Genomic DNA, 17,466 nt, shown 5'->3' with positions numbered 1-17,466 from the left:
TAACTTCAAAAAAGAAGTTAGGCCACGGTTAAGACGACTATATAAATAGTTTCTTCCATTTACCATACAGGATACAAATATTGTTTTTTATGTAAGTATAAAAGACTTCTAAAACTAATGACAGCAAGACATTAGACATATCTATTTTAACACTGTTTTCACTATACTGCAATTGTTTTGACAGTTGGTAAAATCACTTCAATACAAGTTCCTTCCGGGCTGCTAAAAATATTACTTTTTCCTTTATGTTCCTCGATGATCTCATTGCAAACAAGGATCCCCAGCCCAGTGCCATGTTCCTTTGTTGTAAAAAACGGCTCACTAATACGCTCTAATATTTCAGGTGGAATGCCACTGCCTTGATCAATGATTCGGATATGAACGCTATCAAGTAAGGTTATACCTTCAATGATAATTTTCCCACCAGTTGGCATTGCCTCAATTGCATTTTTTATGAAGTTAATAAACACTTGTTTCAATTGGTTTTCGTCTCCCAAAACAGCTACCTCAAGTGCATGTAAATTCTTAATTACCTCAATATTATTTAATAAAGTCTGTGACTCCATCAAGGTTACAACTTTGTCCAACAAACTGCGGACCTTCAACTCTTGGTAGTTAATCTTGGTTGGTGTAGCTAGAACCATTAACTCCTTTAAAATCATTTCAACTCGATTAATCTCTGATTCAACAATATTATAATAAGTCATATCCCCTTTATGTTCCCCCATCATTAATTGCAAAAAGCCTTTTATGGCCGTAATGGGATTACGGATTTCATGGGCAATTCCTGCCGCCAGCTGACCCGCAGCAGCTTGTTTTTCTGACAGCAATTGCCTCTCTCTCTTTATCATCGTGATATCTTTTAACACAACGTAGCTCCCAACTACTTCATCACTAAAAAGAATAGGGAAAGCGGTTACGTTTACGTCCATTGAATATCCAGGTCTCATACTAATTTTAGAATCAAAATTGGTTAGGTTTTCACGCTGCTTTTTAATAAAAAACGTTTGAGTGTCATTTAAAACAGACTGGATGAAAATATTACTTAGCTTCATTCCTATTAGGTCATTTCTTGAACATTGCAATAATTCTTCACAGACTTCATTTACATAAACCAAATGACCAGACATGTTCAATATGAAAAATGGGTCTGTTTTTTTTGAAAGCACAGAGAAGTCTTTATCCACATTGACATCTACATATATTTCAAGTAAGAAGTTTAATCGCTTCATTTCATCCTTATCCATCAGAAACATCCCTCCCGTTTTAAGCATTAAAAAAAGCCAAAATAAGCGCAGGGATTCCTACGTCTTATTTTGGCTTAAATTCTAGCATCTAATCTAGAAACCCATTACCGATTAGTAACCTATCAAACTCAACAAAAAGAGTTATTTTAGTAGTATAGAGCATTTATCTCTATTTCCACCTTTAATATTAAACTTTTATTTAAGAATATTCAATCAATAAATACTAAATATTGTTAATTTAGAAATTAAACGATTCCAGTTAACAGATAAACAGCGATGATGAAGAACGCAGCAATGGTTTTAATAATGGTAATAGCAAAAATATCACGATAAGATTGCTTATGTGTCAAACCTGTTATGGCCAATAACGTAATAACTGCTCCGTTATGCGGCAGTGTATCCATGCCCCCTGAAGCCATAGAAATGACACGGTGCATAACTTCAAGCGGAATATCAAATTGATTTGCTAGTTCAATATATTTTTCTGACATCATTCCAAGAGTGATCGCAATACCAGCAGAGGCTGAACCAGAGATCGCTGAAAGGATGTTGGTGGTAACAGCTCCGTTTAGTAATGGATGACCGAATACTTTAGCAATTCCATCTCTTGCAATAGAGAAACCAGGTAGATTTGAAATAACAGCTCCAAATCCATATTCTGTTGCTGAGTTCATAATAGCTAAAAGCGCACCTGCTACTCCTACTTTCATTCCATCTTTGAAATTCAGCATTACAGGTTTACGATTATAAAGAATCGTTGCGATAATACCGACTAGAAGTGCAATTTCAACTGACCAAATTCCGATCACTTTTGACGTTGCAATGCTTGGAAAGCTCATTCCAATTGCTTCGAAGTCAAAACCATTTGGATACCATTTTGGAATGACCGTTGTTAGTACTTTATTTAAAACTGCAACTAATACAACAGGGACAAAAGCAAAAATCTTACGTCCGATACTTTCTTGTTCCCCTAAATCCATCGTTACTTCATTGTCTTCCGTAATGGTACCGAAGCTGTCATAACCTTCCCCAGCTTTTTCTGCTTTAATACGACGAGAGTTTAAATACCACATTCCAAGTATGAAGATAAAGATAGCTCCGATAATCCCAAGCGTAGGCGCAGCATATAGATCTGTTCCAAAGAAGCTTGTTGGAATAACGTTTTGGACTTGCGGTGAACCAGGCAGTGCGTCCATTGTAAAGGTGAATGAACCAAGTGCAATGGTACCAGGAATTAAACGCTTTGGTATATTTGCTTGTCTGAACAGATGTGCAGCAAAAGGATAGACTGCGAATGCTACTACTACTAAGCTAATTCCACTATAGGTTAAAATAGCAGCCAGTAACACGATCGCTAACATTCCTCTTTTTTGACCAACAGCTTGGACAATAGTAGAAGCAATCGTTTTAGCTAGTCCCGACATTTCTACTACTTTACCAAAAATCGCTCCTAATAAGAAAATCGGAAAGTAAAGCTGAATGTATTCAACCATTTTCCCCATAAATACATTCGAGTAAAAAGGCAGAATCCATCCGGGTTCTGTTAAAAGCACGGCAAATAACGCACAAATTGGTGCAAAAATGATAACAGTGAATCCTCGATATGCGATAAACATCAACATTCCGAGTGCTAATAGTATAATGATTAATTCCATTGTTTTTCTCCTCTACCTCTGGGATGTTTAACTCTAAGAAGGAACTTCTTGAATAAGCGTTAAAACGTTTTCAATTAAAACAAATGGTAAGTGAAGCAAGAAAGAAAGTTCTCACTTCACTTCACTTTTCATTATGTTTGTTCCTCGGGCCAACCTACTAATCTATCTTTATTTATTAACGATTCTTATTTTTGGCGATTTCAGCAGCCACTTCAACGATCATATCCTCTTGACCGCCAACCACTTTTCGCTTTCCTAATTCTATTAAAATATCACGTGAATCTACACCGTATCTTTCTGCAGCACGTTTTGAGTGCAAGGCAAAGCTTGAGTAAACACCAGCATAACCAAGGGTTAAACTATCTTTTGTTATTTCTTGTGGTACTGGTAAAAGTGGAGCAATGATATCTTCAGCTAAATCCATCATTTTATATAAATCTACACCAGTTTTAATTCCCATTCGTTCACAAACTGCAATAAGTACTTCTGTTTGTGTATTTCCGGCACCTGCTCCTAAGCAGCGAACACTGCCATCGATACGAGTAGCACCTTCTTCAATCGCTACAAGCGTATTTGCCATGGCTAATGATAAATTGTTATGACCGTGGAAACCAATGTTAATACCTACTGATTGTTTAAGTGCAGAAATTCGTTCACGCACTTGACCTGGCAGCAGGTAACCCGCAGAATCAACCACATAAACAGTATCTGCTCCATAGCTTTCCATTAACTTTGCTTGTTCTACTAATTTATCGACAGGAGCCATATGGTTCATCATTAAGAATCCAACGGTTTCCATACCTAATTCTTTTGCATAAGCAATATGCTGTGGAGCCACATCTGCTTCCGTAACATGTGTTGCAATACGCGCCATTTTTGCACCTAAATTGGCTGCTTCTTTCAATTCATGCAACGTACCGATACCTGGTAATAAAAGGACTGCAATTTTAGACTTATCTGCAACGGAAACGGCTGCTTCGATTAATTCCAGTTCATTTGTACGTGAAAGGCCATATTGTAAGGATGATCCTGCTAAACCATCTCCATGTGATACTTCAATATACGGAACATTTGCATCATTCAATGCTTTCGCAACTTTTAATACTTGCTCTACTGTAAATTGGTGAGAAACTGCATGACTTCCATCTCGTAATGCAACCTCAGTGATCAGAATATCTCTTTCGTTTGTCATTTTAATTTCTCCTTTCTACCGCTTAAACGGTTTCTTTCTTTAATAGATTTTTAGCAAACTCTTCCGCGATTTTCACACCCGCAGCTGTCATAATATCAAGATTTCCTGAATATTTTGGCAGGTAATCCCCAGCACCTTCTACTTGAATAAAGATGGTTACTTTATTACCCTCGAAAATAGGCTCCGTACGAAGCTGATAGCCTGGCACATAAGATTGAACGACTTCTGTCATTTCAGCAATCGACTTTCTAATACCTTCCTCGTCCATTTTCCCCTCTTCTACAAGGGTATAAACCGTATCACGCATCATGATTGGAGGTTCAGCAGGGTTTAAAATCATAATTGCCTTCCCTTTTTTCGCTCCGCCAACTACTTCAATTGCACGAGAAGTGGTTTCAGTGAATTCATCGATATTCGCACGAGTTCCAGGACCAGCACTTTTACTGGAAATGGTAGCAACGATTTCAGCATATTCTACAGGGCTTACACGATTTACAGCGTGAACCATCGGAATAGTCGCCTGTCCGCCACACGTAATTAAATTGATATTATCCTTCTCTAAATGCTCGTCGATGTTAACCGCAGCACATACATATGGTCCTACCGCCGCAGGAGTCATATCGATTACTTTAATACCTGCTTTTTTTAGCACTTTTGCATTATAAAGATGAGCTTTTGCTGAAGTCGCATCAAAAACAATATCAGCATCTAAAGCAGGATCTGCAAGAAAACCATCAATTCCAGTGTCTACCCCTGCATAACCCATTTCTCTTGCACGGCGTAATCCGTCTGATTGCGGGTCAATCCCAATTACAGCTGTTAATTCTAGTAATTCAGAACGACCAAGTTTGATCATTAAATCTGTACCAATGTTCCCTGAGCCAAGAACGGCAACTTTTACTTTTGACAAAATAATTCTCCTCCTTGAATATTACTTTTTTATATTTTCCTTACTCTAGCTGCTTTTTAATAAGGCGCCATCTTAAACTTCGTTGTTTTTTGGATCAAACCTTAATAAACATTACCTCTATAACCTAATGATCTTGATATTTCCTTTGCGGCTTCCTTAATCCCCGTTATTACTCTCGGAAGCTTCTCCTCATCAAGTCTCATTTTGGGTGCAGCACAACTAATTGAAGCGATTACATTTCCTTTGTGATTAAATATCGGTGCGGCAATACATTTAAGTCCCAACTCGATTTCTTCATCATCGACCGCATACCCAGTCTCGCGAACAGTAACTAAATGTTTTTTAATTTGACTAACATCTGTCATCGTGTACTCTGTAAATGCTTCTAAACTTGATGCAGATAATAATCGATCCGCTTCATCCTCACTCAAATGAGCAAGTATTGCCTTCCCCACGCCAGTACAATGAACAGGCGCTCTTTTTCCTGTATGAGAATAGATTGTTAGAGCTCTTGGGCCTTCTACCTTTTCAATATAAATGACTTCATCACGCTGTAAGGTAACTAAGTGAACGGTTTCATTTACCTCATCGGCTAACTCTCTAATAATCGGTCTTGCAATATTCCCAATGTCTAGATGTTTTCCAACAAAGTTACCTAATATGAAGAGTTTCATCCCCAGCTTATACTTCAAATCCTCTGGATTCTGCTCGAGATACCCTCTATGTTCCAAGGTTTTAATAATTCCATGAACCGTGCTTTTGGATAATTGAAGCTTTTCACTTATCTCTTTAACACTTAGCTCTGGACTTGTGGTCAAAAACACTTCAAGGACATCAGCAGCCCTTTCAATCGATTGAATTAAACGTTCAGACATCATCAACCTTCTCTCGTACGTCATTGTCGAATGGCGTTCGTAAATTTACTAATCGATAAATTTATACTAAACCGCAATTAATAGTATGTCAATAATTTTTAAATCCATTATTCTAAAATATAGAATTATATTTATAAATAAAAAAGAGCCCATCCTGGTAGAATGAACTCTTTCTGTCTTAAATGATTAAATAATCTCAAATTCTTTGAACCCAGTTCGGTCCGGAATAAAATCCAGTTTCTTATCACGAAAATAATGACATTCTCCTTTGTCGATGATGAAATGAAGGTTATCTAATACTATTTCACTATCATTCCCTTCAACTGCACCCTCTAAAGTTAATTTTACTTTCATAAAACAACTTTTTCGCATTTGTAATCGAATAAACTTAGCAGAATCTGATAATTCCAACCGGTTTTGTATTTCTGTTTTTGCTGCCTCTGTTAAAATAAACACCATTAGCCCACCTTTTACTCTACATATTAAAAAAACTACTTAGTAAATGAGAAATCCATTTGGTTTGAGGATGATTTCGAATATTTTCTATTAACCCTTTAATAATCGCCCGGCCAAATGTTGGTTCATGCATCTGCTGTTTTAACAGCATTAACGATTCCTTTTCTACTGACTCTTCCATTTCTTCCATTTCTTGATTCATTAGCGAGATAATCTGTTCCTTCGTTAAGTCCTCTATTGGCGGCTCTTCAAAAATCTTGATAAGTCCTTTTGAAATAAAGGGAACGGTTGAGTTTCTGGCAAGCAGTTCTGTTTTTTCCACCAATGACGTTGACAATAAGTCCAAATCTAATGGTACGTTATAAAACAAAAATAGCTGAGAATACATACTTATAAAGCCTTTGATGCAAAATACTAAATCATATTTTATCTCTTCTACTTCATGATCTCCATATAAACGCTCAACCATCGAAAGAATCGTTTTATCCATTAATCTATCGTAGTAACGCATTTTTACAAGGAAGTCCTCATTAAAGGAACGAGATTGTTCCTTAATTAGTATCTTCCCAAAATCAGAATGCTTTTGAAATGAGTTGAAGATTGCATAATAAAATTTATATAGAAGATTTTCCTCATCTTTTGCACTTCTGACTATATAGTCAATTTCAGAGGTGAATTGAATCATAAAGTGATCGATTATCTCGATAATCAATTCATCTTTTGACTTAAAAGATAGATAAAAAGCACCTTTGGAGATGCCGCAGTGTTCTGTGATTTGCTGGACAGACGTTGCCTCAAAACCCTGTTTAGCAAAGAGTTCTATTGCCTTTTCCATTATCAATTGTTTTTTCATCGTTTAGTCTTCACTCCTAGGTTCAATCATTGACAGATGACCGGTTAGTCAGTATTATAAGTAAATGGGTTAGATAAGTCAATTAAGGGCAGGTGTAAGTGTGAAAGGTTTAGTCAACTTTGTACTAGGTAATAAACTAGCAGTTTGGTTACTTACAATTATTATTACGGTATCTGGTATTTATTCAGGTACAAAAATGAATATGGAGACCATTCCTGATATCTCGATTCCATATTTAATGGTAATGGATGTATATCCAGGTGCCACTCCAGAGCAAGTAATGGAAGATGTCTCAAAACCCTTAGAGAAAGCGATAGAAAACCTAAAGGGTGTAAAATCCGTTTATTCCAATTCAAATGCTAATATGGCTAGTCTTCAAGTGGAATATGAATACGGTGAAGATATGGACGAGGCAAATCGTGCCTTAAAATCTGCGTTAGAGGCCGTGAAGCTGCCAGAAAATGCACAAGAACCTATTATTACAGCAATTAGTATGAACATGATGCCTGTTATGGCACTTAGTGTAAGCAGTACAACAGAGGATATCGTTGAATTAACGTCGACTGTTGAAGATATTATACTTCCAAAAATCGAGAAAATCGATGGCGTTGCCTCTGCCACCATTACAGGTCAACATATAGAAGAAGTTCAGCTTACGTATAACGATGCAAAAATGGCTGAATATGGTTTAAAAGAAGATACTGTTAAACAAATGATTCAAGCAAGTGACTTAGCGGTCTCATTAGGTCTTTATGAATTTGAAGAAGGTGAACAGGCAGTAGCTATTGACGGCAAGTTCATGACCGCGGATGAATTAAAAGAAATGCTAATTCCTGTAACACCATCAGCGACGCAGCCTTCTCCATTTGTAAAGCTTAGCGACATCGCTGAAATTGAAGTAGTCGGTAAAGTACAATCGATATCACGTACAAATGGTGAAAATGCCATTGCCATCCAAATTGTCAAAGGTCAAGAAGCAAACACTGTAGATGTCGTAAACAGTGTGAAGGATCTAGTTAAGGAAGAAAAGGCAAAAATTGAGGGTCTGGTAATTGATGTATCACTAGACCAAGGTGCACCAATTGAAAAGTCGGTTTCAACGATGGTTGAAAAGGCATTGTTTGGTGGTTTAATTGCGGTATTAATTATCCTTTTATTCCTGCGTGATTTTAAATCAACGATTATTTCGATTGTTTCTATTCCGGTTTCCATTTTCATGGCATTCCTTTTGCTCAACTGGATGGAAATAACCCTTAATATCATGACACTTGGAGCCGTTACGGTAGCAATCGGTCGTGTCATCGATGACTCGATCGTTGTTGTTGAAAACATTTATCGACGTCTTCATTTGAAAGAGGAAAAATTATCAGGTCGTGCACTTGTCCGTGAAGCGACAATTGAAATGTTCAAACCAATCCTGTCCTCAACATTAGTAACGGTTGCAGTCTTTGCACCACTTATTTTTGTTGGCGGTATGGTCGGTGAATTATTCACGCCATTCGCACTAACGATGACATTTGCTCTTGGCGCTTCGTTAGTTGTTGCGATTACCATCGTTCCTGCGTTGTCTCACTTCTTATTCAAGAAAAAATTATATGGTGAGAAAACAGAAAGCAGCCATAAAGAAGTTGGTAAATTGGCGAACTGGTATAAAGGAATCCTTGGAAGGACACTTAACCATAAAGTGATTACCTCCATTATCGCTGTTGTGTTATTAGCAGGAAGTTTGGCGTTAACTCCATTAATCGGATTCAGCTTTATGGGCAGTGAAGAAGAAAAGGTTATGTACCTAACATATACACCAAAAGCGGGCGAGTTAGAGGATGAAACATTAGCAAACGTGGCAGCCGTAGAAGAAGAAATGTTAAAACGTGATGATATCGATATTGTTCAGATTTCCGTAACAGAAAGCGGCGACCCGATGGCTGCGATGATGGGCGGCGGCGGAGATGGTGCGTTAATGTACCTAATTTTTGACCCAGATATGGAAAACTTCCCTGAAGTTCGTGAAGAAATTGAAGATTATGTGTTCAACATTGGACAATCGGGAGAATGGAAGAGCCAAAACTTCACTTCTATGTCGATGGCAACCAATGAAGTTAGCTACACGTTCTACAGTGAAGATTTAGATAAACTAAATGAATCTGTCAAAATGGTAGAAGACGTTCTGAGGAAAAATGATCAATTAGAAGATGTTTCTTCAAGCGCTGAGGAAGCATACGTTGAATATACATTCAAAGTGGAACAAGATGAATTGCTGCAATATGGGTTAACTACTGGGCAAATCGTCATGATGCTAAACCCAACAAAAACACAAGATGTTTTAACAACGGTTGAAAAGGACGGTAACGAATTAGAAGTTATCGTACAGCAGGAGCAAGCTTCACAGCCAAAATCAGTTGACGATATTTTAGCAACACAAGTACCAACAGCACTTGGTACAACAATGCCTCTTTCTGAGCTAGTAACAGTTGAAAAAGGTACAACATTAAATACACTTGCACGCAGTAAAGGTGAATACTACGCAACTGTTTCAGGAACGATCCTTGATGAGGATATTTCAAAAGCGACAGCTGAAGTAGATAAAGAAATTGATAAATTGGATCTGCCCAAAGGTGTTACGATCGGCGTTGCTGGTGTTCAGCAAGATATGACGGAGACATTTACACAACTTGGTATGGCAATGCTTGCAGCAATTGCGATTGTATACTTTATTCTAGTTGTAACCTTCCGTGAGGGTGTTGCACCGTTTGCCATCCTATTCTCATTACCATTTGCAGTTATTGGTTCATTTGTTGGTTTATTAATCGCTGGAGAAACCATTTCTGTATCTGTTATGATGGGACTATTGATGTTAATTGGTATTGTTGTTACGAATGCGATTGTACTAGTTGACCGGATTATTCATATGGAACGTGATGGTATGACGATGCGTGAAGCAGTACTAGAAGCTGGCGCAACACGTCTTCGTCCAATCCTAATGACAGCAATTGCTACTATCGGTGCGTTAATCCCATTAGCGATTGGCCAAGGCGGCGGCGGTTTAATCTCGAAAGGTCTTGGTATTACCGTAATCGGCGGTTTAGCAAGTTCAACGTTGTTAACACTAATTGTTGTCCCAATCGTTTATGAGGTATTATCTAAGATGTTTAAGAAGAATCGCAAAGAAATTCAAGAAAATTAATTCACGAAGCCCTACAAGATATCCTATCTTGTAGGGCTTTTTATAAGTTTAAGGTCTTAATAATATTTTACCTGTACTTTTTCGGCTCTCCAGTAACGTATGTGCTTTATATCCATCGTTTAAAGAAAAAACAGCTGGTTCCTGAACGTTAATTTTCCCTTCCCCAATCCAATCAAATAACTGTTTTGACCGTGATTTTCTTTCTTCTAAAGTTGTAAGAACATTCCAAAGATCCCCGCCAGTTAGTGTTTTTGAGGTATCCATGAGCATCCTAGGATCAACAGGTGCGGGGTCTCCCCCTGCCATGCCATAAAAAACAACAGTACCTCCAACTTTAGTAACTTCAAAGCTTTCTTCTAATGTAGAGCCGACCGATTCATATACTACGTCTACTCCATTTGTCTCTTTCTTTACTTCCTCAACCCAATCATCTTTGTATAAAAAAACCTGGTCCGCTCCAGCTGAGTAAGCAGCTTTAGTCTTTTCAAATGAAGAAGTAAGCCCGATTACTTGTGCTCCTACTAATTTTGCAATTTGAATAAGAATTTGACCAACCCCGCCAGCCGCTGCATGAATAAGGACTGAGTCTCCAGGCTTAATTTTATAACTATCTTTTGTTAAGTAATGTGCAGTTAAACCCTGAAGTAAGACAGTTGCGGCTGTATCGAAGGAAATATTATCTGGTAACGGAATTGCCTTTTCAAAGGGAACTGCAACCAACTCAGCATTAGCTAATGGTACATCTGCAAAAGCAATTCGATCTCCAACTTTTATATCTGTAATGCTGTTTCCGACTTCTTCCACAATACCTGCACCCTCATACCCCAATATATAAGGGGGTGTACCGACTAGATGATAGTTCCCTTTCCGTCGGTATATATCTGCATAATTTAACCCTATTGTTCTCATCCGAACCAATATTTCATTTTCTTTAATGACAGGGTTTGGGATATCTCTATATTGCAATACCTCGGGCCCGCCGAATTTTTCAAAGATAAGTGCTTTCATTTTCCTGCTCCTCGCTTTTAAAAATATATTTAAGGTTGTAATGTTATTTTAGCGCAAATACAAAAAAGTCACTTTTCAATTATGGTTAAGACGACAACTACTGACAATATTTCTTGGAATCAAACGATTGATTAAAATGGTACAAACCCCTTTTTAAAAACGAATATCTAGTTATTTTCAGGGAAATTTTTTGTCGAGGGTAATGTTTATTTTTCGCTAAACATCTACAATGGCACCCAAAATAAGTAAGTTACTACAATTAATGACAGACTTAGACACATAAAAGTGTTATGCAAACGATTGATTAATGTGGGGTAAAACCCTTTCAAATAATGCTTTTAGATACTAAAAAAGATAAAATGAATGTCGAAATAAAGAGCCAAAAAAGCGCTATGCTATATAGCGCCTTCTAATCATGGTCTTATCCTCTATATTTAAGTGCTAATCCCTTTAAAAAATTCCTAGCGTATTTATCAAGGCACTGCTTATAATTCTTATGCCCTTCTTTTCTAAGCATGGCGCTTAATTCACCTTTTGTTACAGTTATTCCTGCTTTATCAAATATATCAAGCATATCTTCAGACGTTAAAGAAAGTGCTATCTTTACCTTCTTTAACAACTGGTTATTTATGCTTTCCTTGCTCTTTGGGGGTAATGGTGTATCAAATTGTCCAGGCTTTGGTTCTTGCTTACCTCGTTTAAACGTAATAAAGCCATTTAAGAATGACTCTAACATACTATTTGTGCATTTAATATGATCCTCATCTTCGACAATATCATCATAATAATCTTCTTCGCCGTAACTGTCCTTTGGTTTTGTAAGGATCTTTAGCACTTCTTCTTTTGTTACTTCAACCCCGCCAAATTTAAAAATTTCTGCCATATCTGTATCTTTTATATCTAGCGCATAACGTAAACGAATTAATATATCATTATTCTCCATTTAAAAACCTCCAATAAGATGGCTATTTCCATAGCACAAGTATATCCGTTCCAATTGTTAAACAGTCATTCTCCAACTGGATAACGCTAACCAGTTCTCTTGCTGTTCATAATCGGGTATTATTTTCCCAACAAGCCTCCAAAAGGACCGATCATGATTCAGGTGAACCATATGGCACATTTCGTGGACGACTACATAGTCAATCACACTCTGCGGCGCCATCGCAAGCCGCCAATTAAACGTCAACTGCTGCCTTGAATCACAGGTGCCCCAGTTGGTCTTATTATCTGTAATCTTGATTGACCGCGGCTTTGATTTAAAGTTGCTTTGATAGCATTTTATACTCTTTTCGACTAACATCTTACACTGCTGATAGTAAAACCGCTTTAATGCTTGTCTAACTTTTTCATCCTCAAGTTGTTTCACAAATATATGTAGCTCTTCTTCTTTAAACACAACATAGTCTTGCTGGATATCGATATCATGTAAAATCCGAATGGGATATTCTTTTCCTAAAAATAGAAAGCTCTCACCATGGTCATAGGTTTTTACCGTTGGTCCATTGGTTCTATCCTTCATTTCTTTTCGTTTCTGCTGGATCCAATCCCATTTTTCTTCTAAAGCCTGTATCAGGTGTTCATCAGATATTCCTTTAGGAGCCTGTACTTCAACATTTCCATACAGATCTATTGAAATGCTAATTGAAGTGCGTTTTTTATACCTTATTTCAAAACGAATTGTTTGCCCTAAATAAGTATGAATCATTTCAATCCCCTTATTACTCTTCAAATTACTACTAAACTTAAACATATTTCGACAAATGAAGCAAGTTAATGAGCAGAATTTAGTCATTAAATGTAAATATATGTTTTTTAATCATTAGATTAATAGTATTATAGAGTAGACTTATTAATAGCTACGAAAGGAGAAGAAATGAAATTTAATAAAGTATTTGCAGTAGTTTTCATGGCTGCCATAGTAATGTTTTTGAGTCTAAAAGTTCCACTATTTGCCTCAGCGGAAACAACTGCCATTGGATTCATGGATAAGCCTGTAACGGGTACGTCACTAAGTGGGACGGAAAACGTTTATGGATGGTTTCTCGATGAAAACCGAGTTGCAAAAATTGAAGTTTTAGTGGACGGCGCTGTTGTTGGACAAGCTGTCTATGGTGATGCGAGACCTGATGTTCAAAAAGCTTTTCCTCAATATAACTATGGGGAAGCCGGCTTTCATTTTAATCTCGACACCACCCAATTTGCAGATGGTCAACACACCATTACAATCAGAGAAACTAGTATCAACGGACAAGTCACGACATTGCCGGCTAATACCATACAGATTAATAACGCCTTAGGTTTTTTAGATAGACCAGCATCTGGCTCTACTGTTAATGGAACACAAAGCTTGTATGGGTGGTTCCTAGATAACAGTGGCGTTGCAGCAATAGAAATATTAGTTGACGGAGCTGTTGTGGGCCAAGCAGCGTATGGTGATGCGCGGCCGGATGTACTAAAGTTTTATCCTAAATACAAGAATGGGAATTCGGGATATCATTATGCTCTAGACACAACTCAATTTACCGATGGCCAACATACCGTTGCCGTCAAGGAAATTGGTATGAACGGGCAGGTTACAATTTTGCCGGCTAATACCATCACGATTGATAATGCCTTGGGTTTCATGGATAGGCCAGCTGCTGGCTCTACCATTAATGGAACGCAAAATGTTTATGGTTGGTTCTTGGATGCCAGCCACATCGCAAAAATAGAAGTCTTAGTCGATGGTGCTGTAGTTGGTCAGGCAGTCTATGGCGATTCTAGACCTGATGTCCAAAAACTCTATCCGGAATTCAATAATGACAAATCTGGCTATCATTTTGCTCTGGATACGACTAAATTTCCAGATGGCCAGCATACCATAACCATTAAAGAAACTGGTATGAATGGAAATTACACAATATTGACTGAACGTACAGTAACGATTGATAATGCCTTAGGATTCCTGGATAAGCCAGTTTCTGGGGCAACACTTTATGGGACTCAAAGCGTGTATGGCTGGTTCTTGGATGAATCTGGAGTCGAAGCGATAGAAATATTGATGGATGGTGTAGTTGTTGGTCGAGCCTCGTATGGGGACGCACGGCCAGATGTTGAAAGATTTTACCCTCAATACAACAATGGAAGATCAGGTTTTCATTTTGCACTAGATACAACCAAGTTTGCAGATGGCCAGCATACCCTTACAGTCAGAGAATTCGGGAAGAATGGTACAGTTACTCCCCTGTCTGATCGAACTATAACCATTAAAAATGCGTTGGGAGTTTTGGATAGTCCACCACCGGGTACAACACTTAGAGGAAATCATAACGTATATGGCTGGTTTTTGGATAATAGCGGCGTCGCCAAGATAGAAGTATTAGTGGACGGTGTAGTTGTTGGCCAAGCTGACTATGGAGATGCGCGCGCTGATGTCCAAAGAGTATATCCTCAATTCAACAATGGAAAAGCTGGCTTTCATTTTACACTTGACACCGCCAAATTCCCTAATGGCCAGCATACGATTACCATCAGAGAAACAGGCTATAATGGTTTCGTCACAACACTGCCTGCCAATACTGTTACGTTCAATCAAAGTGCTTATAAGATATTTTTAGATCCGGGACATGGGGGCTCTGACCCCGGCGCAGTAGCTGGAGGATATAACGAAGCAAGCTTGAATTTAGCGGTAGCGAAAAAAGTTCAAACGCTTTTACTAAACCAAGGCTATACCGTTTATATGTCACGTAATGACAATACCTATGTATCATTACTAGACCGTTCTAAAATGGCAAATGATTTAAAGGCTGATGTTTTCATAAGTATTCATACTAATTCTACAGCAGGTGAAAGCACTTCTGCGAATGGTATTGAGTCATACTTCTATGAATATGATCCAAATTACCCTTCGAAAATTAATGATCAATGGCATAATAATCCTGATCGAATTGCTAAGAGTATGACTCTTACAAGCTTTATTCAACAGAATTTGATTGAATATACAGGCGCAAACAATCGTGGGACAGATGGAGATACCTTCTCCGTTCTCCGCGAATCCGCTATGCCTGCAACGTTAACAGAGATTGGTTTTATTAATAACGCTAGTGAAAGACAAAAGTTATTGACAGATTCCTATCAAAACAAATTAGCCCAGGCTATTGCCGACGGGGTTGTCGAGTACTTTAGAGTTTATTAATATTTTTATAAAAAAGATAGGCCAGAAATCTCATAGATTTCTCGGCCTATCTTTTTTATTTATAATCATGCTCCTAAGCTTTAAATCTAAACAGAATCTTCGCAACTATATTACTCACAAGCACTTCTTCATTTATCTTTTCTTATTAGATTGTTCCCAGAAACACAATTAGAAAGCAATAACAGTCAACTATAAGTTATAATCAAGCAGTTTTAGAGAATGTTTTTTATTATTGGGGAGCTTAGAATAGAATGTAATCTATGTTAACGCTTACTTTGGAAATGTTGAGTGTATTGGATGCCAATCCAAAAAGAATGATTCATCTAATTATGTAAATGTTGAGAGTCTTTTATACACTAAGGGAGAGATACCATGAATAAATCGCTAAAAAAGACTCATCGTCCACCGTATGGGATTCTTGCTGTACTTATGATCGGCACATTTATTACATTTTTAAATAATACATTATTAAATATCGCACTGCCATCGATAATGGTTGATTTAGATATTGATACAGCAACCGTTCAATGGTTAACGACAGTCTTTATGTTAGTAAACGGAATTTTAATTCCAACCACTGCATTCTTATTTCAAAAATTTTCAGTCCGTCAATTATTCTTGGCAGCAATGGGCCTATTTGCAATAGGGACGATCATTGCCGGTAGTACTGATTTCTTTTCCATATTATTAATTGGCCGGATTCTTCAAGCTTCCGGAGCAGCCATCATGATGCCGGTACTAATGAATGTCATGCTAGTAAGCTTTCCGATTGAAAAGCGCGGGGCCGCTATGGGTGTCTTTGGTTTAATTATCATGTTCGCTCCAGCAATAGGTCCTACTTTATCAGGTTGGATTATTGAACACTATCACTGGAGAATGCTTTTCCACTTTATCACGCCTATCGCTATTATCGTTATTTTGATTGGCTATTTTACACTTAAGGACAAAAAGGATAAAACCGATATTAAACTTGATTTATTTTCGCTTTTGATATCAAGCATTGGTTTTGGAGGGCTCCTATTCGGTTTTAGTTCCGCCGGTAGTAAAGGCTGGACAAGTGCACTAGTGTATATGCCGCTGCTAATTGGCGTTATCTCCCTAATATGGTTTATCTTACGCCAAACAAAACAAGCTTTTCCCATGCTTAATTTTAGGGTATTTAAATACCCTATGTTTTCGCTATCTGCAACGATTACGATTGTACTTAATATGGCAATGTTTTCAGGCTTTTTACTTCTCCCTATATATGTTCAAACAATACGAGGTATATCGCCGTTGGACACCGGATTATTGCTGCTTCCAGGAGCGCTGTTGATGGCAATTATGTCACCCATTATAGGAAGATTATTTGATAAGTTTGGGGGGCGGATGTTAGCAATCATCGGCCTAATTATTACAACAATTACAACCTATTACTTCAGCAAGTTAACTTTCACAACACCCTACAATTACTTGGTGATTTTACATGCAGTAAGGATGTTGGGCATATCAATGGTGATGATGCCTGTTTCAACAAATGGTTTAAATCAGCTTCCTGTAAGTCTCTATCCACACGGTACAGCCATGAACAACACAATAAATCAGGTATCCGGTGCTATCGGTACGGCCCTTTTGGTCACAGCTATGTCTAATTATTCGAAATCATACACAGCCCAATTATCCAAAGAAGCTTTAAAAACTGTACCAGAAAAAGGGATAGCTGAAATACAGGCGGAAATTGCCATGAAAGCCATGCTTGAAGGAATCAATTATACCTTCTTTTTATCAACCTTAATTGCTAGTTTTGCCCTGCTTCTATCCTTCTTTATCAAACAGGCAGTACAAGCAGAAGCTCAAATAGAAGGAACACCATCTAAAAAAAGGTTTAGACGTAAATTGGCATAAAATAAGAATTCCCCGTGGGGTGGAA

At 37.7% G+C, this 17,466-nt stretch carries 13 protein-coding genes; 3 read left to right on the top strand and 10 right to left on the bottom strand.

Going from position 1 to position 17,466, the window contains the following annotated elements; translation table 11 throughout:
• Positions 1-161 precede the first annotated feature (161 nt).
• From BANA01_RS14255 to BANA01_RS14225, 7 genes are all read right to left on the bottom strand, one after another.
• On the bottom strand, positions 162-1,247 hold the full coding sequence (locus tag BANA01_RS14255; protein WP_063253607.1) for an ATP-binding protein: 1,086 nt from the start codon (positions 1,245-1,247) through the stop codon (positions 162-164).
• A gap of 245 nt (positions 1,248-1,492) precedes the next feature.
• Positions 1,493-2,902, bottom strand: coding sequence for a GntP family permease (locus BANA01_RS14250; protein ID WP_063253606.1), 1,410 nt, complete (start codon positions 2,900-2,902; stop codon positions 1,493-1,495).
• 175 nt (positions 2,903-3,077) lie between these two features.
• On the bottom strand, positions 3,078-4,094 hold the full coding sequence (dmpG, locus tag BANA01_RS14245) for a 4-hydroxy-2-oxovalerate aldolase (RefSeq protein WP_063253605.1): 1,017 nt from the start codon (positions 4,092-4,094) through the stop codon (positions 3,078-3,080).
• Positions 4,095-4,116: 22 nt separating this feature from the next.
• Positions 4,117-5,004 carry an acetaldehyde dehydrogenase (acetylating) gene (locus BANA01_RS14240; RefSeq protein WP_063253604.1) on the bottom strand — a complete coding sequence of 296 codons (888 nt, stop codon included), beginning with the start codon at positions 5,002-5,004 and terminating at the stop codon, positions 4,117-4,119.
• 101 nt (positions 5,005-5,105) lie between these two features.
• A complete protein-coding gene (locus tag BANA01_RS14235; RefSeq protein ID WP_063253603.1) occupies positions 5,106-5,879 on the bottom strand; it encodes an IclR family transcriptional regulator in 774 nt (257 codons plus the stop codon).
• Between the two features lie 186 nt (positions 5,880-6,065).
• Entirely contained in the window at positions 6,066-6,338 is a 273-nt protein-coding gene (locus tag BANA01_RS14230; protein ID WP_235847145.1) for an iron-sulfur cluster biosynthesis, read from the bottom strand.
• A gap of 16 nt (positions 6,339-6,354) precedes the next feature.
• Positions 6,355-7,188: a TetR/AcrR family transcriptional regulator gene (locus BANA01_RS14225; RefSeq protein WP_063253601.1), complete on the bottom strand. Its 834-nt coding sequence runs from the start codon at positions 7,186-7,188 to the stop codon at positions 6,355-6,357.
• 100 nt (positions 7,189-7,288) lie between these two features.
• Between BANA01_RS14225 and BANA01_RS14220 the strand changes: the two genes are divergently transcribed.
• On the top strand, positions 7,289-10,372 hold the full coding sequence (locus BANA01_RS14220) for an efflux RND transporter permease subunit (RefSeq protein WP_063253600.1): 3,084 nt from the start codon (positions 7,289-7,291) through the stop codon (positions 10,370-10,372).
• 48 nt (positions 10,373-10,420) lie between these two features.
• On the opposite strand, the gene BANA01_RS14215 is transcribed toward BANA01_RS14220, so the two are convergent.
• From BANA01_RS14215 to BANA01_RS14205, 3 genes are all read right to left on the bottom strand, one after another.
• On the bottom strand, positions 10,421-11,380 hold the full coding sequence (locus BANA01_RS14215; protein WP_063253599.1) for a quinone oxidoreductase family protein: 960 nt from the start codon (positions 11,378-11,380) through the stop codon (positions 10,421-10,423).
• 421 nt (positions 11,381-11,801) lie between these two features.
• On the bottom strand, positions 11,802-12,323 hold the full coding sequence (locus tag BANA01_RS14210; protein WP_063253598.1) for a YehS family protein: 522 nt from the start codon (positions 12,321-12,323) through the stop codon (positions 11,802-11,804).
• A 57-nt stretch (positions 12,324-12,380) separates the two neighbouring features.
• Positions 12,381-13,088, bottom strand: coding sequence for a M48 family metallopeptidase (locus BANA01_RS14205; RefSeq protein WP_063253597.1), 708 nt, complete (start codon positions 13,086-13,088; stop codon positions 12,381-12,383).
• A gap of 168 nt (positions 13,089-13,256) precedes the next feature.
• Between BANA01_RS14205 and BANA01_RS14200 the strand changes: the two genes are divergently transcribed.
• Both BANA01_RS14200 and BANA01_RS14195 read left to right on the top strand, forming a co-directional pair.
• Positions 13,257-15,557, top strand: coding sequence for an N-acetylmuramoyl-L-alanine amidase (locus BANA01_RS14200; RefSeq protein ID WP_063253596.1), 2,301 nt, complete (start codon positions 13,257-13,259; stop codon positions 15,555-15,557).
• Between the two features lie 372 nt (positions 15,558-15,929).
• Positions 15,930-17,441 carry a DHA2 family efflux MFS transporter permease subunit gene (locus BANA01_RS14195; RefSeq protein ID WP_063253595.1) on the top strand — a complete coding sequence of 504 codons (1,512 nt, stop codon included), beginning with the start codon at positions 15,930-15,932 and terminating at the stop codon, positions 17,439-17,441.
• The last annotated feature ends 25 nt before the right edge of the window (positions 17,442-17,466 follow it).

This window comes from Neobacillus niacini NBRC 15566, assembly GCF_001591505.1.
Taxonomy (GTDB): Bacteria; Bacillota; Bacilli; order Bacillales; family Cytobacillaceae; genus Neobacillus; species Neobacillus niacini.
Note: the sequence above shows the minus strand (reverse complement) of the source record. Positions and strands in the feature narration are given on the sequence as shown.